The sequence below is a fragment of the Micromonospora sp. NPDC049230 genome (genome assembly GCF_040647875.1).
Classification (GTDB): domain Bacteria; phylum Actinomycetota; class Actinomycetes; order Mycobacteriales; family Micromonosporaceae; genus Micromonospora.
The window spans coordinates 79,976-99,128 of record NZ_JBEZCZ010000018.1; the positions used below are offsets into that span (position 1 = coordinate 79,976).

The 19,153-nt window shown below is 73.7% G+C and carries 20 protein-coding genes; 9 read left to right on the top strand and 11 right to left on the bottom strand.

What is annotated here, in order from left to right; genetic code table 11:
- Positions 1 to 61: 61 nt before the first annotated feature.
- Positions 62 to 1,636 (bottom strand): MFS transporter, encoded by a 1,575-nt coding sequence (locus tag AB0A95_RS17425; protein WP_357556747.1) that lies wholly within the window; start codon positions 1,634 to 1,636, stop codon positions 62 to 64.
- An 82-nt stretch (positions 1,637 to 1,718) separates the two neighbouring features.
- Between AB0A95_RS17425 and AB0A95_RS17430 the strand changes: the two genes are divergently transcribed.
- A complete protein-coding gene (locus AB0A95_RS17430; protein ID WP_357556748.1) occupies positions 1,719 to 2,483 on the top strand; it encodes a TetR/AcrR family transcriptional regulator in 765 nt (254 codons plus the stop codon).
- A gap of 12 nt (positions 2,484 to 2,495) precedes the next feature.
- Here the strand turns inward: AB0A95_RS17430 and AB0A95_RS17435 are convergent, their stop codons facing one another.
- Genes AB0A95_RS17435 through AB0A95_RS17470 form a run of 8 tightly spaced genes read right to left on the bottom strand, consistent with a single transcriptional unit; the run spans position 2,496 to position 11,066 of the window.
- A complete protein-coding gene (locus tag AB0A95_RS17435) occupies positions 2,496 to 3,479 on the bottom strand; it encodes a DNA topoisomerase IB (RefSeq protein ID WP_357556749.1) in 984 nt (327 codons plus the stop codon).
- Positions 3,463 to 4,416, bottom strand: a complete 954-nt coding sequence (locus AB0A95_RS17440) for a glycosyltransferase family 9 protein (RefSeq protein WP_357556750.1) — start codon at positions 4,414 to 4,416, stop codon at positions 3,463 to 3,465. Before AB0A95_RS17440 ends, AB0A95_RS17435 begins: the two co-directional genes overlap by 17 nt.
- A complete protein-coding gene (locus AB0A95_RS17445; RefSeq protein ID WP_357556751.1) occupies positions 4,413 to 5,114 on the bottom strand; it encodes an SDR family oxidoreductase in 702 nt (233 codons plus the stop codon). The genes AB0A95_RS17440 and AB0A95_RS17445 overlap by 4 nt, the downstream gene beginning before the upstream one ends.
- Positions 5,111 to 6,532, bottom strand: a complete 1,422-nt coding sequence (locus AB0A95_RS17450; protein ID WP_357556752.1) for a PfkB family carbohydrate kinase — start codon at positions 6,530 to 6,532, stop codon at positions 5,111 to 5,113. Before AB0A95_RS17450 ends, AB0A95_RS17445 begins: the two co-directional genes overlap by 4 nt.
- A 16-nt stretch (positions 6,533 to 6,548) precedes the next feature.
- Positions 6,549 to 7,220 carry an SIS domain-containing protein gene (locus AB0A95_RS17455; RefSeq protein WP_357556798.1) on the bottom strand — a complete coding sequence of 224 codons (672 nt, stop codon included), beginning with the start codon at positions 7,218 to 7,220 and terminating at the stop codon, positions 6,549 to 6,551.
- Positions 7,217 to 8,434, bottom strand: a complete 1,218-nt coding sequence (locus tag AB0A95_RS17460; protein ID WP_357556753.1) for a glycosyltransferase — start codon at positions 8,432 to 8,434, stop codon at positions 7,217 to 7,219. The genes AB0A95_RS17455 and AB0A95_RS17460 overlap by 4 nt, the downstream gene beginning before the upstream one ends.
- Positions 8,419 to 9,393, bottom strand: a complete 975-nt coding sequence (locus AB0A95_RS17465) for a glycosyltransferase (protein WP_357556754.1) — start codon at positions 9,391 to 9,393, stop codon at positions 8,419 to 8,421. The genes AB0A95_RS17460 and AB0A95_RS17465 overlap by 16 nt, the downstream gene beginning before the upstream one ends.
- Complete coding sequence (locus AB0A95_RS17470; RefSeq protein WP_357556755.1) at positions 9,390 to 11,066, bottom strand: HAD-IIIA family hydrolase; 1,677 nt, start codon at positions 11,064 to 11,066, stop codon at positions 9,390 to 9,392. The genes AB0A95_RS17465 and AB0A95_RS17470 overlap by 4 nt, the downstream gene beginning before the upstream one ends.
- Positions 11,067 to 11,238: 172 nt before the next feature.
- On the opposite strand from AB0A95_RS17470, the gene AB0A95_RS17475 reads away from it, so the two are divergent.
- The 4 genes from AB0A95_RS17475 to AB0A95_RS17490 all read left to right on the top strand — a co-directional run bounded on the left by AB0A95_RS17475 (position 11,239) and on the right by AB0A95_RS17490 (position 13,180).
- The gene (locus tag AB0A95_RS17475; protein WP_357556756.1) at positions 11,239 to 11,667 is read left to right on the top strand and encodes an SRPBCC family protein; all 429 of its coding nucleotides are present in this window, start codon (positions 11,239 to 11,241) and stop codon (positions 11,665 to 11,667) included.
- The gene (locus tag AB0A95_RS17480; protein WP_357556757.1) at positions 11,664 to 11,873 is read left to right on the top strand and encodes an SDR family NAD(P)-dependent oxidoreductase; all 210 of its coding nucleotides are present in this window, start codon (positions 11,664 to 11,666) and stop codon (positions 11,871 to 11,873) included. The genes AB0A95_RS17475 and AB0A95_RS17480 overlap by 4 nt, the downstream gene beginning before the upstream one ends.
- 69 nt (positions 11,874 to 11,942) lie before the next feature.
- Positions 11,943 to 12,185, top strand: a complete 243-nt coding sequence (locus AB0A95_RS17485; RefSeq protein WP_357556758.1) for a hypothetical protein — start codon at positions 11,943 to 11,945, stop codon at positions 12,183 to 12,185.
- 227 nt (positions 12,186 to 12,412) lie between these two features.
- Positions 12,413 to 13,180 carry a polyprenol monophosphomannose synthase gene (locus tag AB0A95_RS17490; RefSeq protein WP_357556759.1) on the top strand — a complete coding sequence of 256 codons (768 nt, stop codon included), beginning with the start codon at positions 12,413 to 12,415 and terminating at the stop codon, positions 13,178 to 13,180.
- Positions 13,181 to 13,299: 119 nt separating this feature from the next.
- On the opposite strand, the gene AB0A95_RS17495 is transcribed toward AB0A95_RS17490, so the two are convergent.
- Complete coding sequence (locus AB0A95_RS17495) at positions 13,300 to 14,907, bottom strand: NAD(P)/FAD-dependent oxidoreductase (RefSeq protein WP_357556760.1); 1,608 nt, start codon at positions 14,905 to 14,907, stop codon at positions 13,300 to 13,302.
- 72 nt (positions 14,908 to 14,979) lie between these two features.
- Between AB0A95_RS17495 and AB0A95_RS17500 the strand changes: the two genes are divergently transcribed.
- Positions 14,980 to 16,413: an aldehyde dehydrogenase family protein gene (locus AB0A95_RS17500; RefSeq protein ID WP_357556761.1), complete on the top strand. Its 1,434-nt coding sequence runs from the start codon at positions 14,980 to 14,982 to the stop codon at positions 16,411 to 16,413.
- Positions 16,414 to 16,483: 70 nt separating this feature from the next.
- On the opposite strand, the gene AB0A95_RS17505 is transcribed toward AB0A95_RS17500, so the two are convergent.
- Positions 16,484 to 16,885 carry a ChaB family protein gene (locus AB0A95_RS17505; RefSeq protein WP_184184216.1) on the bottom strand — a complete coding sequence of 134 codons (402 nt, stop codon included), beginning with the start codon at positions 16,883 to 16,885 and terminating at the stop codon, positions 16,484 to 16,486.
- Between the two features lie 176 nt (positions 16,886 to 17,061).
- Between AB0A95_RS17505 and AB0A95_RS17510 the strand changes: the two genes are divergently transcribed.
- The 3 genes from AB0A95_RS17510 (at position 17,062) to AB0A95_RS17520 (ending at position 19,084) form a co-directional block, all read left to right on the top strand.
- Complete coding sequence (locus AB0A95_RS17510) at positions 17,062 to 18,051, top strand: YihY/virulence factor BrkB family protein (RefSeq protein ID WP_357556762.1); 990 nt, start codon at positions 17,062 to 17,064, stop codon at positions 18,049 to 18,051.
- A 101-nt stretch (positions 18,052 to 18,152) separates the two neighbouring features.
- Positions 18,153 to 18,569 carry a DUF2795 domain-containing protein gene (locus tag AB0A95_RS17515; RefSeq protein ID WP_110564927.1) on the top strand — a complete coding sequence of 139 codons (417 nt, stop codon included), beginning with the start codon at positions 18,153 to 18,155 and terminating at the stop codon, positions 18,567 to 18,569.
- 53 nt (positions 18,570 to 18,622) lie between these two features.
- Positions 18,623 to 19,084, top strand: coding sequence for an SRPBCC family protein (locus AB0A95_RS17520; protein ID WP_357556763.1), 462 nt, complete (start codon positions 18,623 to 18,625; stop codon positions 19,082 to 19,084).
- Positions 19,085 to 19,153: the final 69 nt, after the last annotated feature.

The following is a 19,153-nucleotide window of genomic DNA, read 5'->3' on the forward strand; positions in this document are numbered from 1 at the left end:
CGCTTGATCGACTCGGTTTCCTGAAAACCCCGGCTTCCCCACGTCTGGGACGGCCCGCTTTTCAGGAAACCGAGTCGATCATGTCGGTCGGCGTCGGGTCGGTCGCCGGCAGGTCGGCCGGTCGGACGCCGCGCAGCGCGGTCAGCGCGGCCACAGCGCCCAGCAGCATCGCCAGCATCGCGGCGATCGCGGCCAGGTGCAGACCGTCGGTGAACGCCACCCGGGCCGCGTGCAGTACGGCGTCGCCCAGGTCGGCGGGCAGCCCGTCGGCCACCGCCAGCGCACCGCCCAGCGTTTCCCGGGCCGCCTCGCGGGCGTCTTCCGGCAGCCCGGCGGGCAGCCCGTCGAGCACCTCACGCCGGTAGACCGCCGCGCCCACGCTGCCGAGGAGGGCCATCCCCAGCGCGCCGCCCAACTCGCTGCTGGACTCGGTGAGCGCCGACGCGACGCCGGCCTGCTCGGGTGGCGCCGCGCCGAGGACCAGCTCGGTGACGAGCGACATCACCAGCACCAGGCCGCCCGCGTAGATGCTGGCGCCGACCAGCAGCACCCACAGCGCCGAGTCCGGCGTGACCTGGGTCAGCACCACGAAACCGAGCACGGCGATCGCGAACCCCGCGCCGATCAGGTACGCCCGTTCGACGCGCTGGGCGAGCGCGGCGGCGGCCGGCGCGACTCCGCCCACCGCGAGGGACGGCACCAGGCTCCACAGTGCCGCCCGCAGCGGGCTCAGACCGAGCACCAACTGGAGGTGTTGGGTGGTGAAGATGGCGAAGCCGACGATGGCGAACATCGCCAGCACGTTGACCGCGAGCGACCCGGCGAAGCCGCGGCGGCGGAACAACGCGAGGTCGACCATCGGGTACGCCAGGGTCCGCTGCCGGTGCAGGAACAACGCGCCCACCAGCAGGCCGGCGACGATAACGAGCACCCGTGGCGCGCTGACCCCGTCGCGGGCCATCTCCTTGATGCCGTAGATCACCGGCAGCAGTGCGCCGAGCGACAGCACGGCGCTGAGCCTGTCGAACCGCCCGGTCGCCGGGCTGCGGAACTCGGGCACCAGGAAGGGGACGAGCAGGAGCAGCATCAGCATCGCCGGGATGTTGATCAGGAAGATCGAGCCCCACCAGAAGTGCTCCAGCAGGATGCCGCTGAGCACCGGCCCGATGGCGATGCCGCCGGTGAGGGTGGCGGTCCAGATGCCGATCGCGGTGCCGCGCTGCTTCGCGTCGTGGAACATGTTGCGGACCAGGGCGAGCGTGGAGGGCATCAGGGTGGCCCCACCGATGCCGAGGACGGCGCGCGCGGCGATGAGCGTCGCGGCGCTGTCGGCGTACGCGGCGAGCAGCGACGCCGCCCCGAACGCTGTCGCGCCGAGGAGCAGGAGTCGGCGGCGGCCGATCCGGTCGCCCAGCGCGCCCATCGTGATGAGCAGCCCGGCCAGCACGAAGCCGTACGTGTCGAAGATCCATAGCTGCTGGGTGGCGGTGGGACGCAGTTCCTCGCTGATGAACGGGACGGCGAAGTAGAGCACCGAGACGTCCATCGAGACCAGGAGCAGCGGCAGCATCAGCACCGCGAACCCGATCCACTCCCGCCGGCCCGCCCGCGGTGCCGGTGTGGTCATCGTCGTCATGATCCATCCCCCTTCTGCGTATGGCATACGCTGTTATGCGTAGACCATACGCAGAACTAGGATGGCGAGGCAAGGAGGAAATGTGGCGGCGAAGACAGACGACAGCGGGCCGGTTCTACCGCCGGCCATCGAGTACGCCTGGGGGCTGCGGGACCGGCCACCCAAGGGCCCCCGGCCGGGCATGAGCGTGCCCGCCATCGTGGACGCCGCCGTGGGGGTGGCCGACGCCGACGGGCTGGCCGCCGTCTCGATGAGCCGGGTGGCCAAGGAGTTGGGCGCCGCCACCATGGCCCTCTACCGCTACGTCGGCTCGAAGGACGAGCTGCTGGCCCTCATGGTGGACGCCGGGTACGGCCCGTCGCCCGGCCCGCCCCCGCCGGGGACCGACTGGCGCGCCGGGCTGACCCGGTGGGCCTGGGCCGAGCACGACGTGCTGCGGCAGCGGTTCTGGCTGCTGCACGTGCCCATCACCGGCCCGCCGATCACCCCGCAGCAGCTCGGCTGGATGGAGGACGGGCTGCGCTGCCTCGACGGCACCGCGCTCACCGAGGGCGAGAAGATGTCGACGCTGCTGTTGCTCACCGGGTACGTGCGCAACGAGGCCACCCTCGCGTCCCAGATCGCCGAGGGCAGCCGGGCCACCGGCGCCAAGCCGAGTGAGATGATGCCGGCGTACGGCCGACTGTTGGCCCAACTCATCGACCCGGCCCGTTTTCCGGCACTGCAACGGGTGCTGGCCGCCGGGGTGCTCAGCCAGGACGACGACCCCGACGACGAGTTCACCTTCGGCCTGGACCGGATCCTCGACGGCGTCGACGCCCTGATCGGGCGGCGGGCGGCGACCTGAGCCCGCGACCGGTCAGGCCTTCTCCAGCAACTCCAGGACGACCCGCTCGGCCTCCTCGCGGGGCGCCCGCGGGTCCACCGACGCCACCACCCCGTCGTGGTAGAGGTCGACCACCCGCGGATCCACGTACGACGCACGGGCCACCGTCGGGGTGTTGCCCAGCAACTCGGCCACCTCGCGCATCACGGCGACCACCGCCTTGCGCCGGGCGGTCACCGAGCGGGCCGGGCCGACGGTGGCCAACTCGGTGGCGGCGAGCACCGTGGCGTGCCAGGTGCGGAAGTCCTTGGCGGTCATCTCGCCGCCGCTGGCGTCGCGCAGGTAGCCGTTGACCTCGTCGCTGCGCACGTCGCGCCACTCCCGGCCGTCCCAGTAGCCGAACAGCCGGTCGGCCCGTCGCCGGCGGCGGCGCAGATTGAGCAACACCTGGCACAGCTCCGGGTCCTCGATCCGGCGCACCTGCTCGATGCCACCCTTCGCGGGAAACACGAAGACCACGCAGCCACCCCGGGACCGGGCGTGCTCGGGGCGCAGGGTGGACACCCCGTACGTCGGGTCGTCGCCGGCCGCGTACTGGTCGCTGCCGACCCGGAACATCCCCATGTCCAACAGACGGGCCACAGTGGCCAGCACCCGGTCCCGGCCCAGCCCCCGGCCGTCCAGGTCACGCCCCACCCGCTCGCGCAGCGCCGGCAGTCGCCGGGCCACCTCCAGCATGTGGTCGAACTTCGCCTCGTCCTGCTTCTCCCGCCACCGCGGGTGGTAGACGTACTGCCTGCGCCCGGCCGCGTCGATTCCGATCGCCTGGATGTGCCCGTTCGCGTGCGGCGCGATCCAGACGCTCTGCCAGGCCGGCGGGATGACCAGCTCCCGCAGCCTCGCCAGCACCTCCGGATCCCGGACCGGCTCGCCGGCCGGGTCGACGAAGAGCCAGCCCCGTCCGCGCCGGCGCCGTCCGTACCCCGGTCGACCCGGGTCACTACGCCGCAACCGCACCGGAGACCCGCACCACCCTCTCCACCTCCGCCACGGCGGCCAGCACCTCGTCGATGCGCAGAGCCGCCATCGTCGGGTGGCTTCCTACCCCGTCCCACCCCGGCCAATCGCCCTCGCCGGCCCAGAGCACCCGGTGCCGGGGGCGGTCCACCGGCGGCCCCCAGTGCGCCGGCGGCACCGGCCCGAACAGCACGACCGACGGCGTACCGAACCCGGTGGCCAGGTGGGCCACCCCGGTGTCCGCGCTGACCACCAGGCGGGCACCGGCCACCAGCGCGGCGAGCGCGCCGAGGTCGGTCCGCCCGGCCAGCACCTGCTCGGACCCCAGGCCGGCCGCGTCGGCCACCCGGGCCGCCAGCGCCAGTTCGTCGGCCGAGCCGGTGAGCACCACCCGGTGGCCCTGCTCGGTGAGCGCCCGGGCCAGCCCGGCGAACCGCCGCGCGGGCCACCGCTTGGCGGGGATCTTGCTGCCGGGATGCAGCACTGTGACACCGGTGGGCAGCCCTGTCGACCCGGGCCGACGCAGATTGAGGTCGGTGCGGTCGGCCGCGATGTCGTACCAGGACAGCAGCCGACACCACCGGTCCACCTCGTGCTCGTCGACGGACCACCGCGGACCGTCGACGTGGCCGGCGTCGGCGTTGGCGAAGGCCAGCAACCGACCGGGTCGGGTGCTCGCCAGCAACCGGTGCGACAGCGGGCCGCGCCCGTGCAGGTTGACCGCGACCGACGGGGCCGACCCGACCCGCACCTGTCGGTCCAACCCGGCGGTGTCCACCAGCCGGTCGACACCGCCGACCAGGTCGACGAGCGGGGCCAGCCAGGCGGGCGCGGCGAGCGCCACCTCCCGACCGGGGTACGCGGCCCGCAGCGCCCGCAGCGCGGGCACCGCTGTCACCAGGTCGCCGACGCCGAGGGCGCGCAGCACGAGGATCACGGGTACGAGGTCTCCTGCTCGGCGCAGACCACCATCTCCCGGACCGCGCAGCCGGGCGGCTGGTTGAGCGCGAACATGATCGCGGCGGCGGTGTCGGCGGGATCGTTGAGGATCGCGTCCGGCCCCGGCTTGTACTGCGGGTCGCGCTCGTCGAAGAACGACGTGCGCATCCCGCCGGGGATGAGCAGCGTGACGCCGACCTGACCGGCGAGCTCGGCGGCGAGGGCGCGGGTGAAGCCGACCACGCCGAACTTCGCCGCGCAGTAGGCGGTGGCGTCGCTGACCGCCTTGACGCCCAGGGTGGAGGCGACAGTGACGATGCGGCCCCGGGACGTCAGCAGGAACGGCAGGGCGGCCCGGATCACCGCCGCGGTGGCCAGCAGATCCACGGCGACGATCCGGTCCCAGGTCTCCCCCGGCACGTCGGCGAGTCGACCCGGGACGTCCGTTCCCGCGGCGGTGACCACCGCGTCCAGGCCGCCGGCCTGCTCGGCGAGGTGCTGGGTGGCCACCTCGGCGGCCCGGGTGTCGGCCAGGTCGCACTCGGTCCAGGACACCCCGTCGGCGGGCGGTTGCCGGTCCAGGACGACAGGCCGGCCACCGGAGGCGGCCACCGCGGCGACCACCGCGGCACCGAGCCCACTGGCACCACCGGTGACCAGGACGGTGGGCCCGGCGCCCGACCGCGTGGCGCTCATCGGGTCCGCTCCGCGAGCGTCCGAACGATCATGTCGGTGGTGGAGCGACCGTCCAGGTAGGGCACCACCACGGTGTTCCCGCCCCACCGTCTCAGGACCTCCGCCTCGGGCAGTGTGGCGGCGGCGTCGCCGCCGGTGGCGTAGTCGCCCCCCTTGACCCAGATATCCGGTCGCACCCAGGACAGGGCCGCGTCCGGGGTCGGCTCGTCGAAGATGAGGACCGCGTCGACACAGCTCAGGGCGGCCAGCAGCCGAGCACGGTCGCCCTCGGACATCACCGGTCGGTCCGGCCCCTTGAGCCCGGCCACGCTGGCGTCCGAGTTCACGCAGACGATCAGACAGTCGCCGAGTTGTCGGGCGGCCTGAAGGGTGGACACGTGCCCGGCGTGCAGTAGGTCGAAGCAGCCGCCGGTGGCCACCACAGTGCCGCCGGTGGCCCGTACCTCGGCAAGCAGCGTGGCGACCGGCGCGACGCCCACCCGATCACCTCCCGGGCCGACGACGCTCGTCGGCATGGGCCGTGCCGGCGGCGGCGGTGCCGCCGCCACTCCCCCACCGGCGACGTACGCGGACGCCTCGGCGACCGCCGCCTGCACCGCCTCGGAGACCAGCGCGCCCTGGGCCAACGCGAGACTGGCCGCCGCCGCGAACCGGTCGCCGGCCCCGCAGGTGTCCCCCTCGGCGCTGCCCGGGGTCGGCACCACGAGCGGTGTCGACCCGGCATGGCAGAGCAGCGCGCCGTCCCCGCCCAGCGTCACCGCCACCGCACCGGCGCGCCAGCGTCGGCGCAGCCCCTGCGCGCCACGCGAGGCGGTGGCCAGCCGGGAGGCGCCGGGCAGTGCGGGGACCAGGTCGCGCACCTCTGACTCGTTCGGGGTGGCCAGATGGACGCCGGGGATCGCCGCCGGGCCACGGGGGTGCGGGTCCCACACCACCGGCGCGCGGGTGGCGGACAACGCGTCGCGCAGCGCGGGCTGCCGGGCCACCCCCCGCCCGTAGTCGCTGACCAGCACCGCGGACGCCGCGCCGATCACCCGCAGCACCTCGTCGGAGGGCTGACCCGGCTCCCCGGACGCGCCGCCACGGTCGTGGCGCAGCAGCACCCGACCCCGGGCCCGCAGCCGGATCTTCTCCGGCGTCGCACCGGACAGGGCCAGCGGATACACCTGCACGCCGGCCGCGGCGAGCAGCGCGCTCAGTCGGGCCCCGCCGGCGTCGTCGGCCAGCGCGGTCACCAGCACCACCTCGGCGCCCTGCGCGGCGGCGAACACCGCCGCCAGACCGGCGCCACCCGGTCGGTCGCTGGCGGCGGTCTCGTCCAGGACCGGCACCGGGGAGTCCGGGCAGAGCCGGTTCACCACCCCCTCCACGTCCCGGTCGAGCAGGGTGTCCCCGAGCACCACCACCGGTCCCCTCACGCTTGCCTCCCCGTCCTCACGCGTCGACCTGCTGTCCGGGCCCACCGTCGAGCACCACTTCGACCCCGGTGCGCACCGGTGCCGGCGCGTCGTGGCCGAGCGCTGGGTCGGTGGTCGCGGCCAGTTCCTGTTCGAGGTACTCGCAGAGCAGATGACTTGTCACCAGGTGCAGCTCCTGGACGACCTGGGTGTCCGGAGAGGCGACGGCCAGCACCTCGTCGCAGGCGTCGGCGAGGGGACTGGGAGCCGCGCCGGTGAGGGCCCAGGTCGTCACGCCGACCTCGCGGGCGGCCTCGGCGGCACTGACCAGATTGGGGCTGGTGCCGCTCGTGCTCAGCAGCAGCAGGACGTCGCCCGGGCGGCCGTGCGCGCGCACCTGACGGGCGTACACGTCGGTGTAGCCGTAGTCGTTGGCGATGGCGGTGAGCGCGCTCGTCTCGGCGTGCAGCGCGATCGCCGACAGCGGCTGACGGTCGTGGTGGAGCTTGCCGACCAACTCGGCGGTGAGGTGCTGGGCCTCCGCCGCGCTGCCGCCGTTGCCGGCCACCAGCAGGCGTCCCCCGGCGACCAGCCGGTGGGCCAGGTCCGCACCCCAACGCGCCAGCTGCGACTCACACCGCCGGTACGGCACCAGCGCCGCCGCGAGGTTCGTCAGGTGGGTGTCGAGCAGGCTGCCCGCCGGCATCAGGCCACCGCCCGGGCCGGCCGACGGACGGCGGCCACCTCGCTGTAGACCTCGACCAGCCGCTCGGCGGTGGCCGCCCACGAGTACCGCGCCCGAGCCCGCTCACGCGCCGCCGTCGCGTACGCGAAGCGCCTGATCCGGTCGTCGAGCAGGCCCTGGATCGCGGCGGCCAGCGCCTGCGGGTCCCGGGCCGGCACGAGGTCACCTGTCGTCCCGTCGACAACGGTGTCCCGGATGCCGCCCACGGCGGTGCCGACGACCGGCACCCCACAGGCCATCGCCTCCAGCGGGGTCAACCCGAACGGCTCGTACCAGGGTGCGGCGACCAGCAGGTCCGCGGAGCGGTACCAGCGGCCCATCTCCTCCCGGGGGACCGCACCGACCAGGTGCACCCGGTCGGCCACCCCACACGACTCAGCCAGGGCCCGCAGCCGCCGGGCGTACGGGTCGGTCTCCAGCAGCCCCTCGGGTGGCCCGCCGACGACCACGCACTCGGCGTCCGGCACCAGAGCCATCGCACGGATCACGGTCTGGAAGCCCTTGCGTTCGACGAGCCGGCCCACGGTGAGGATCCGGGCGCGTCCCGGCTCGCGCTCGGCGGCCGGACCGAGCGGGGCGAACGTGGCGAGGTTGACCCCGGAGGGCACCACCGTCATCCGGGACCGGGGCACCCCCATCCGGACCAACTCGCCCACCTCGTCGCGGCACTGCGCCACGATCCGGTCCACCGAGCGACCCAACTCGCGCTCGTAGGACACCCGCCGGGCCGGGCTGGTGTCCTGTACGCCCTGGTAGCGGCGCTTCACCGTGCCCAAGGCGTGGTACGTCTGCACCACCGGCACCCCGGTCTGCCGACCGGCCGTCAATGCCGCCAGACCACTCATCCAGAAGTGCGCGTGGATCACCTCGGGCACCCAGTCCCCGCCCCGCCAGCGCTCGATCAGCCACCGACTGAACTCCCGCATGTGCGGCAACAACGCGTCCTTGGCCACCGGCTCGGCCGGGCCGGCCGGCACGTGCACCACGTCGTACCCGTCCGGGCTGCGGACGGTCACCGGCAGGTCGAGCGCGTCCCGGCGGGTGTAGACCCGCACCTCGTGCCCGGCGGCGGCGAGCGCGGCGGACAGCTCCGCGACATGCGTGTTCTGACCGCCGGCGTCCTCCCCTCCGAGGACGGCGAGCGGGCTGGCGTGCTCCGAGATCATCGCGATCCGCATACTTCCTCCTCCAGCAGCCGGTCCCAGTCAGCGAGGAAACGGTCGAGGCCGTACCTGTCCCGCGCGGCGGTTCGCGCCGCCGCGCCCGCCTGGCGCGCGGTCGCCGGTTCGGCGATGAACCGGCGGGCGGCGTCGAGCAGGGTGTCGGTCCGGGTGGCGAGGGCCCCCGCCTCCGGGGGCACCGCCGTCACCGCCTCGGTGGTGGCGAGCGCGACGACAGGCATGCCGATCGTCATCGCCTCGATGAGGCTGAGCCCGAGCGAGGTCCACCGGCACAGGTGCAGGTACGCGCGCCGCCGGGCCAGCTCGGCGTGCATCCGGTCCTGGGGCACGTCGTCGTGGCTGGTGAGCCGGTCGGCGGGCAACCCGAGGTGGTCGGCCAGACCGGCGACGCCCATCCCGAACACGTCCAGCGGCGCGATCTCGGCGAACTGGGGCAGCAGGTCGGTGCCGGTGACCCGACCTCGTCGTACCGGCTCGTTGATCACCACGGCGAGCCGGTCCAGCTCGCCGGTGTAGGTCGCGGAGGGAGCGACGATGCCGTGGTCGACAACTGTGGTGCGGGTGGCGCCGGTGTCCCAGAAGATCTGGTTGAACCCGGTGACGTGGGCGATGAGCAGGTCGTCGCGGTCGGCCATCGGGTGCCGGGTGTTCGGCACGTCGCCCTTCGGGGTGTTGTGCTCGACGTAGATCGCGGGCAGGTCGCGGCCGGGGCGGCGGCGCAACCACTCCTGCGCCCTGTCGATCTCCTCGGGACGTTGCAGGATGACCAGGTCGACGTCGGTGTCCGGCAGTTCCTCCGGTGTCACCTCGACCGCGCTGTCCGGCCACGGGTAGGTGCGGGCCCGGCCGAGGCCGTACGGGCCGCGGTCGGGTGTGGTCGGGATCAGGTAGCGGTGACCGCCGTGCACGAACGACGTGGTCCAGGAACCGTGCACGTGCCAGAGCAGGATGTTCATCGTCGGCCACCACCGCTGACGGTGAGCGTCCGCACCGCGTCGACAACGTGGTCCGGGTCGACACCACTGAGGCAGGGGTGCCCGGGGACCGGGCAGTTGGCCGCCCGGGTGTCCCGGCAGGGCGCGGCGGCGTCGCCGAGCCGGACGGTGGGCACCCGGTAGGGCCCCCACTGGCCGAACGGCACCGTCGGGGCGAACAGACTCACCACCGGCACGCCGCTCGCGGCGGCCAGGTGCGCGGGCCCGGTGTTGCCGACAACGACAGCGCTGGCGTCCGCGACGATCGCGGCCAGCCCGGCCAGATCGGTCCGACCCCCCAGGTCGGTGCCGCCGGCCGCCGCCACCCGGGCGGTGATCCCCCGCTCGTCGGAGCTGCCGGTGACCAACACCCGGTGCCCGGCGGCGGTCAGCGCCCCGGCGATCCGGGTCGCCACGTCGGGCGGGCAGGCCCGGCTCGACGCGGCCGAGCCCGGGTGCAGCACCACGTACCCGGACTCGCCGAGCTCGGCCGGGCGCGGCGCCACGGCGTCGCGGCGCAGTCGGAGCACTGGTTCGTCGCCGTCGGGCAGTCGATGGCCGGCGGCGGCGGCGAGGGAGAGGGCCCGTTCGGGTTCGGGGACGCCCACCGGCACCCGGTGCCGGATGTCCAGCAGCGAGCCCGGGTAGTCGTCGCTGATCGCCGCGATCCGGCCGATCCCCGCCATCCGCAACAGCAGCGCCAGCGGCAGCGCGGACTGGTGGAACGAGGTGAACACCACCGCCTGGTCCGCGCCGACCGCGCTGAGGTGGGCCGTGAGGCCGCGCACCGACTCCGGGTCGACAGGCCCCGGCGTGCTGTCGATCCACGGCAGCGGGTACTCGATGATCTCGTCGACGCCGGGCAGCAGGTCGGCGGCGGCACGGCCGCGTGGCCCGCACAACAGCACCACCCGCTGCGCCCCGGCCGCGACGGCGCGGATGGCCGGCCCGGTGACCAGCACGTCCCCCGCCGAATCCGACCGGACCACCAACGCGGTCCGCACCGGGTCACCCGGCGCGGTCACCGGTTGCACGGCCTGTTGGCGGCGCAGGATCTCGTCCACCGCCGCCGGCAGATCGCTGGCCACCCAGCCGGCGGCGGCGATCTCCTCCGGCCGGGTCACCGGGGTGGGCACCAGCACCCCGGCGGCGCCCGCGGCCAGCGCGGCGGCGACGTCCCGGCCGATGTCGCCCACCATCGCGCACCGGGACGCGGTAGTACCCAACTCCCGGGCGGCGGCGTACACCAGGCCGGGTGCCGGCTTGCGGCAGGCACAGCCGTCGGCGTCGTCGTGCGGGCAGATCAGCCACGCGTCGAACCGACCCAACAGCTCCTCGACGCGGGCGTGCACCGCCCGCATCTGCTCGGCGCTGAAGTAGCCGCGGGCCAGGCCCGACTGGTTCGTCACGACCGCCAGGCGCAGCCCGGCCGCCCGCAGCCGGTCCAACGCCGCCCGCGCCCCCGGCACCGGCCGCACCTTCTCCGGGTCGCCGTTGTACGGCACGTCCTCGATCAGGGTGCCGTCACGGTCCAGCAACACCGCGTCGTACAGGACTCCCGCCAGGCTGTCGACGGACCTGGAACCGGCGCGGTCAGCAGCGGCGTACGCCCGGGCTGACCTGCGCTGATACGGATCCTCCTGGTCCTGTCGCACAGCCGGCGGGTTCCCTGCGCCCCGAGGAGTAAACGTCGCCGTCGGGGCGCCGGGCCGCCGCCGCCAGCAGTGCCAGTGTCGGCCTTACCCGCCGTGCCGGAGAAGCTAACCCGCCAGCCGTTAGCCCCTGCCGCGCTCCGGGTATGGGAGCCCAGTGGCGATTGTGGAGAAAGTGATCGACGCTCCCCCGCAGCAGGTGTTCGACGTGCTCGCCGACGGGTGGACGTACAGCGACTGGGTGGTCGGGACGGCACACGTACGCGACGTGGACGACGCCTGGCCCCGGGTGGGCAGCCAACTGCACCACCGCGCCGGACCGTGGCCGTTCTCCCTGGAGGACGCGTCGACGGTGCTGGTCTGCGAGCCGCCGCACCGGCTCGTGCTGAAGGCCGGTCTCTGGCCGGCCGGCGAGGCGATCGTGGCGTTCACGCTGCAACCTGTCGACGGGGGCCGCACCCGGGTCCGCCTCGGGGAGGACTTCGCCGCCGGTCCGCTGCGGTGGGTCCGCAACAAGGTCAACGATCTGGTGCTGCACCTGCGCAACCGGGAGACACTGGACCGGCTCGCCGACATCGCCGCCCGGCAGAAGGGGGCAGCGTGACGCAGACCGTGGTGGTGACCGGGGCGAGCGCCGGCGTCGGGCAGGCCGTCGCACACACGTACGCGGCTCGGGGCGCCCGGCTGGCGCTGCTGGCCCGGGGCGAGGCGGGTCTGGCCGCCGCGGAGCGGGAGTGTCGCCTGCGCGGCGCCGGAGTTGGCCGCCCGGGCCATCGTCTGGGCCGCCGACCGGGGGCACCCGGGAGCTGAACGTGGGCCGCCCGACGTGGCAGGCCCGACTGGGGGACATCCTGTTTCCCCGGCCTGCTCGACCGGAAGTTGGCCCGCGACGGCTACGAGAGTCAGCAGACCGGCGAAAAGATCGATCCCCGCACCTGGCGGGACAATCTCGACAAGCCCGGCGACGACGACACGGACCGGGGCACCGAGGGCGTGTTCCAGGACCGGGCGCGTAACCGGTCGGCGGCGCTCTGGGTCGGCACCCACAGGCCCGCGCTGTCCGGTGTCGCGCTCGCCGCCGCGGCGCTCGCCCTCACCGCCGTGGCCCGTCGCCGACGCTGACCGTCGAGGGCCGGTGGACCGCGCCCGAGGTCGACGGTAACCGGGTCGGTCGACGGTGGCCGGGCCTCGCGGCCGTTGGTACGCAACGGCTGCGACCAGCGGATCGATGCCCACACCCGGTACGGCAACGCCGTGCGCAACGCCCGGTAGGGGTGCCTCTTCAACCCGAATGTGACAACTGGATACCCTTTCCGGGAGTCCCCCGTCCGCAAACCGAGGATGTCCGCATGATCGTGCCTGTGCAGCTGCCGTCGCCGTGGCGGGACGCACGCCTGACCGTCGTCGTGCCCACCTACAACGAAGCGGGCAACCTGCCCACGCTTGTGGAGCGGCTGCTCGCCCTGCCACTGCCCGGCCTGCGCATCCTCGTCGCCGACGACAACTCCCCCGACGGCACCGGTGACGTGGCCGACAAGCTGGCCATCGAACATCCGGACCGGGTGGAGGTCGTGCACCGGGCCGGCAAGGAGGGCCTCGGCCGGGCGTACGTCGACGGGATGACCCGGGCGATCGAGGGCGGCGCCGAGTACGTGGCGCAGATGGACGCGGACCTGTCGCACCCGCCGGAGGCGCTGCCGGGGATGCTGGGCGCGCTGCTGTCCACCCAGGCGAGCGTGGTGATCGGTTCCCGCTACGTGCCCGGTGGCGAGCTGGACGAGAACTGGCCGCTGTACCGTCGGGCCCTCAGCGGCTGGGCGAACCTCTACGTGCACACCCTGCTGCGGGTACGCATCCGCGACCTGACCGCCGGCTTCAAGATCTGGCGGGGCGACGCGCTGCGCGACATCGGTCTGAACCGGGTGCAGTCCAACGGCTACAGCTTCCAGGTGGAGATGCACTACCTCGCCACCAAGCTCGGGCACACCATCCTGGAGGTGCCGATCCGCTTCGAGGAGCGCCGCGACGGCATCTCCAAGATGACCACCGCGACAAAGGTCGAGAGCGCCCTGATGCCGTTCCGCCTCCGCAGCAAACACCGCAACATAACCAGCTAACCCCACCCCCCTGCCCTCACCCCCACCGAGCCTGTTGATCATGGCGTTATAGCCACTCGCATCGGCGTGTCGCCGCTATAACCTCACTCAACGGGCTCGGTGGGGGATGGGGGGTGGGGTTAGGTGGGGTAGATCGTTTGGTGGGCTTTGGCGATGGCTGCGGCGTAGGCGCGGCCGGTGAGGGCGCGGTCGCGGGCCAGCGCCGCGCGGGCCGCGTTCGCGCCCGGTGCGCCGTGCACCCCGCCGCCGGGGTGCGCTGAGGCGCTGGCCAGGAAGAGCCGGTCCACCGGGGTGTCCGCCCGGCCCAGGCCGGGGATCGGGCGCAGGAAGAGCTGCTGGTACGCGGCGGCGGTTCCGCCGCCCAGCGCGCCGCCGACCAGGCTCGGGTTGTCGCTCTCCAGGTCGGCGGGCCCGGCCACGTGCCGGCCGACGACCAGTTGCCGGAACCCCGGGGCCGCCGCCTCCAGCACCTCCTCCATCCGCTGCACGTGCCCGGCGACGTCCTCGGCACGCCAGTCCCGGCGAAACGGCAGGTGGGTGTACGCCCACAGCGACTCGGTGCCCGGCGGAGAGTGGCTGGGCTCGGCCACCGACATCTGCCCGACCAGCAGGAACGGGTCGCGGGGCAGCTCGCCACGGGCCAGCTCGCCCGCGTAGTAGGTCAACCCGTCGAGGTCCGCGCCGAGGTGCACGGTGCCGGCGCCGGCCAGCTCCCGGTTGACCCAGGGCACCGGCGCGGAGAGTGCCCAGTCCACCTTCAGCGTCGACCCGTCCCACCGGAAGTGCGCCAGGTCCTCCACCAGGCGGGACGGCAGGGCCGCCGCACCGACCAGGTCGAGGAACAGCGCTGGCGCGGGCACGTCGGCGAGCACGGCACGGCGGGCTCGCCAGAGCGCGCCGCCCTGCGTGCGTACCCCCATCGCCCGACCCCGGGCGGTGAGCACCCGGTCGACGCGGGCGCCGTAGAGGATCGTTCCGCCACGTTCCTGTAGCCGGGCCACCAGCGCGTTGGTGATCTGCTGTGCGCCGCCTTCGGGCACCGGCCAGCCGATCTGTTGGCCGAGCATGGCCAGTAGCCAGCCGTACACCCCGGAGCCGGCCTCCTCCGGGGACAGGTCGGTGTGCAGGGCGCAGCCGGCCAGCAGGGCGGGCCCGCCGGCGCCGTCGAAGAGTTCGTCGCCGAGCTTGCGGACCGGCACCACCAGGCGTCGCGCCAGTCGCAACGCGCCGGCGACGCGCAGCCGACGCAGCAGACCCAGCCCGCCGCGGACCGGCGGGAACGGCGAGGTGATGGCCGCCAGCATCGGCTCGGCCACCTCCACCCAGTCGGTGTACGCGTTGAGCCAGCGCTTGCCGTCGCCGGGCGCGAACTGCTCCAGCGAGGCGGCGGTGACGTCCGGGTCCCGGTTGATCACGGCGGCCCGCCCGTCCGGCAGCAGGTGCGCCAACACGTCCGGCGCGTGCCGCCAGGACAGGCCGTGGCGACCCAGGTCGAGGTCGCGCAGCACCGGTGAGGCGTAGCCGAGGGGGTAGAACGAGCTGTACAGGTCGCTCAGGTAGCCGGGTGCCGTCACCTCGGCGGAGCGGACCGCGCCGCCGGGCACCGCTGTCGCCTCCAGCACCACCACCTCCCAGCCGGCGTCGGCCAGCAGGTTGGCCGCCACGAGGCCGTTGTGACCGGCCCCGACGATGACGGCGTCCACGCTCGACCCGGCGGTGGTAGTCATCCGATCCGCCTACCCGGGGCGCGACCGGGCGAAACGCGTTTGCCACGCCGAGGCCGGGGCATCCAGCGCCGCATGTACACGGTTGCGCAGTTGGTGGGCGGGGTGTGGGGCGCGGGCGGCGACGGCGGTGAACTTGTCGTGCGTGATCCGGCGGACGACTCGCCGGTCAGCACGGTGCCGGTGGCCACCGCCGACGAGGTCGGCAAGGCGGCGCAGGCGGCCCGCAACGCGGCCGCGCAGTGGGCGGCGACAGCCCCGGCCGAGCGGGCCGCGACGCTGCACCGGGCCGCGGACGCGGTGGCGGAGGCCGCCGAGGAGTTGGCGGCGGCGGTCACCGCCGAGATGGGCAAACCGCTGGCGGACGCCCGTGGCGGCGTCGAGACGGGCATCGGCACCCTGCGACAGTACGCGGAGCTGGCCCCGCTGCGCGGTGGGCGGACGCTGCACGGCGCAACGGACGCGCTGGACTTCATGACCCCGCAGCCGCGCGGTGTGGTGGCCGCGATCACGCCCTGGAACGACCCGGTGGCGATCTCCTGTGGGCTGCTCGGCGCTGCCCTGGTGACCGGCAACGTGGTGCTCTACAAGCCGAGCGAGCGGACCCCCGCGACGGGTTGGCTGCTGACCCGGGCCCTGGACCAGGCGTTGCCGGCCGGCGTGTTGTCGCTGCTCACCGGTGGCGGTGCGGTCGGTGCGGCGCTGGCCGCCCAGGACGTCGACGTGGTGGCGCACGTGGGATCCACGGCGACCGGCCGGGCGATCGCCGCCGCCGCGGCCCGCACCGGGGCGAAGGTGCTGCTGGAGAACGGGGGCAGCGACCCGATGATCGTGGACGCGGGCGTCGATCCGGAGTGGGCGGCTGGTCAGGCCGCGCTCGGCGCGTTCGCCAACGCGGGGCAGATCTGCGTGGCGGTGGAGCGGATCTACGTACACCGGGAGGTGGCCGACGACTTCGTGGCCGCGCTGGTACGGCGCGCTGAGGGTCTGCGGGTCGGGCCGGGCCGGGCCCCGGACACCGAACTGGGCCCGCTCGTTGACAGGCGGCACCGCGATCAGGTGCACGGGCAGGTGGCGGCGGCGGTGGCGGCCGGCGCGCGGGTGCGGACCGGCGGCGAGGTGCCGGACGGGCCGGGGGCGTTCTACCCGGCCACAGTGGTCACCGACTGCCGGCACGACATGCCGTTGGTGCGGGAGGAGACGTTCGGGCCGGTCGCCCCGGTGGTGGTCGTCGACTCGTTCGACGAGGCGCTGCGCTGTGCCGCGGACTCCCCGTACGGCCTGGCCGCCACGGTGTTGACCACGTCGATGAGTCACGCGCAGCGGGCCTGGCGGGAGCTGCCGGTGGGCACCGTGAAGGTCAACGCGGTGTTCGGCGGCGCGCCGGGGGGCGCCGCGCACCCACGCCGGGCCAGTGGGCAGGGCTTCGGGTACGGCCCGGAGTTGCTGGACGAGTTCACCGCCACGAAGGCGGTGCACATCGAGGCGCCGGGCGGCGGCCACTGGTGAACAGCACGGGCGGACGCAGGGGTGGCGCGTCCGCCCGTACCGCGTCGGTGGTGCTCCCCTGGGGCGGCGGTCAGCCGCCGCGAGCCTTGCGGGTGGCCCGGTCGTTGGCCTTCTCGATCGCCTTGACCAGGTCGGGTTTGGTCATGCTGGACCGACCGGGAACGTCGAGTTTGCGGGCCACCGACATGAGGTGGTCCTTGGTGGCGTTGGCGTCCACGCCACCGGCGGTGGGTGCGCGCCGTTCCGGCCCGCCGCCGGCGGCCTGCTGATCGCTCGGGCCCTTGCGGCCCTTCGGCTCCCAGTGGTCGCCCACCTTCTCGAACTGGTGCTTCACGGCGGCGAAGGCGGTGCGGTGCGACCGCTCTCCCTCGCCGTAGGTCTCCACCGCCGAGTCGTGCGTCTTCTCCCAGGTGCGCTGCGCCTTCTCCGGGGAGCGTCGCAGCGTGCTGGGCAGGTCCTCGCGCCCGGGCATCTCGTCCTCCTCCGTGTCGACTGGCGTCACAGTGACCGTTCCCCGTCGACGCGGCGGCAAACCATACGCGCGGCGAGCGCGACGCCGCCGAGTTTCTCGGTTTCCCGATCCGGGTATCGGTGGCCAGGCCCGACCGGACGACCGGTCATCCGGTGGCCGGGGCGCAGGGAGCGGGCATGACGACCACGGAGCCCGACACGACGCGGGACGGCGAACCCGGCACCCACGTGCCCCGGCGGATGCGGCAGTTGAGCCTGCGGACCTGGCGTGGCGTGCTGGTCCGCAGCGTGCGGAACTTCGTCAACGACAACTGCTCCGACTGGGCCGCGGCGCTCACCTACTACGGGGTCCTGGCGCTCTTTCCGTCCGCCATCGTGGTGGTCGCCCTTGTCGGTCTGGTCTCCGACGGCGAGCGGACCCTGGACACCGTGGTCGACCTGGCCAACCAGGTGGGTGCCGGGTCGGTGGTGACCGGCGACGACGACAACGGCGTCGTCGGGGTGATCCGGACAGTGGTGCTCGACCAGAGCAACCCCGAGCTGCTGCTCAGCTTCGGCCTGCTCGGCGCGCTGTGGTCCGCGTCGGGTTTCATCGGCGCGTTCACCCGGGCGTCCAACGCCATCTACGGGGTGACCGAGGGCCGGCCGGTCTGGAAGTTGCGACCCATCCAGATCGGCCTGGCCGCGGTGACGCTGGTGCTGCTCGCGGTGGTCGCCCTCGCGCTGATCGTCAGCGGCCCGGTCACCGACGCGGTCGGTGATCTGATCAACGCCGGCGGCCTGGCCCGCACTGTGTGGAGCGTGGCGAAGTGGCCGGTGCTCGCCCTGGTCATGATGGTGCTGCTGTCGCTGCTGTTCTGGATCGCCCCGAACGTGCGCCAACCCCGCTTCCGCTGGCTCACCCCCGGCGGCGCGGTGGCCCTGGTCTCCTGGACGGCGGTCTCCTTCGGCTTCGGCCTCTACGTGGCCACCTTCGCCTCGTACAAGACGACCTACGGCAGCCTGGGCGCGGCCATCGCGTTCCTGGTCTGGCTCTACCTGTCCAACTCCGCGCTGATGCTGGGCGTCCAGATCAACGCCGAGGTGCAGCGCGGACGACAGTTGCAGGCCGGCGACCCCGACCCGGAGGAGCCGGTGCTGCCGCCACGGAAGGCCGCGAACTCCTGACCGACGGTTCGTCACCGGATGTCCGGTGCCGGGCCCGACCGAGGGCCGGTTCGTGGTCCGGTGCCGGTTTAGCGGGCGGGGTGCCGGGTAGCGCAGAAGGCATGGAGCGTGGCAACAGCAAGCACGGACCGAGGATCGACGAACAGATGAGTCAGGAGGTCAGCGGCCTCGTGCAGGGGCCGGGGACCGGCGGCTCTCGGGTCGACGAGTCGCGGGTGCCGGAGCCGGCTGGCGAGGACCAGCCGGAGACGACCACCGCCCCGGCCGGCGACCTGCGTACCGGCACCCCTCAGGGGATGAGTTCCACGGACGTCGAGCAGCGCAGCCGGCTGGGCCGGTTCATCTCGATGAGCGCGCTGCCGGGCGACCGCCTGGTGCTCATCGCCAGCGCCCGCGAGAACGAGGCGCCGGACGACATCGTGGCGGCGCTGGAACGACTGCCCGAGGGCACCCTCTACCAGACGGTTTCCGAGGTGTGGGCCGCGCTCGGCAACAAGAACGAGACAACTCGCTGGTGAGAAGGATCGCCCCCGATCCGACAGCCACCGGCGACTGAAGGAGGTTCTGACCGATGAGTGGCGTTACCGAACACGTCGACGTTTCCGTGCCCGTACGCACCGCGTACGACCAGTGGACGCAGTTCGAGGAGTTCCCCGAGTTCATGGAGGGCGTGTCGGAGGTCAAGCAGCTCTCCGACACGATGACCCACTGGACCGTGGACATCGCCGGGGTGAAGCGTGAGTTCGACGCCGAGATCACCGAACAGCTCCCCGACGAGCGGGTCGCCTGGCGCTCGACCGACGGCACCCAGCAGGCCGGCGTCGTGACCTTCCACCGGCTCGACGCCGACAAGACGCGCGTCACCCTCCAGCTCGAGTTCGAGCCGCACGGGGTGGTCGAGCAGGCCGGCGACAAGCTCGGCATCGTCGACCGGCGGGCCAAGGGTGACCTGGAGCGGTTCAAGACCTACATCGAGCGGCGCGGTCAGGAGACCGGTGCCTGGCGCGGCTCGGTGGACCGTCCGCAACCGTAAGCATGAGCAGTGACGCCGATGGCCGCCAGAGTCCTGGCGGCCATCGCCGTGTCCGCGCCCTGTCGCCCG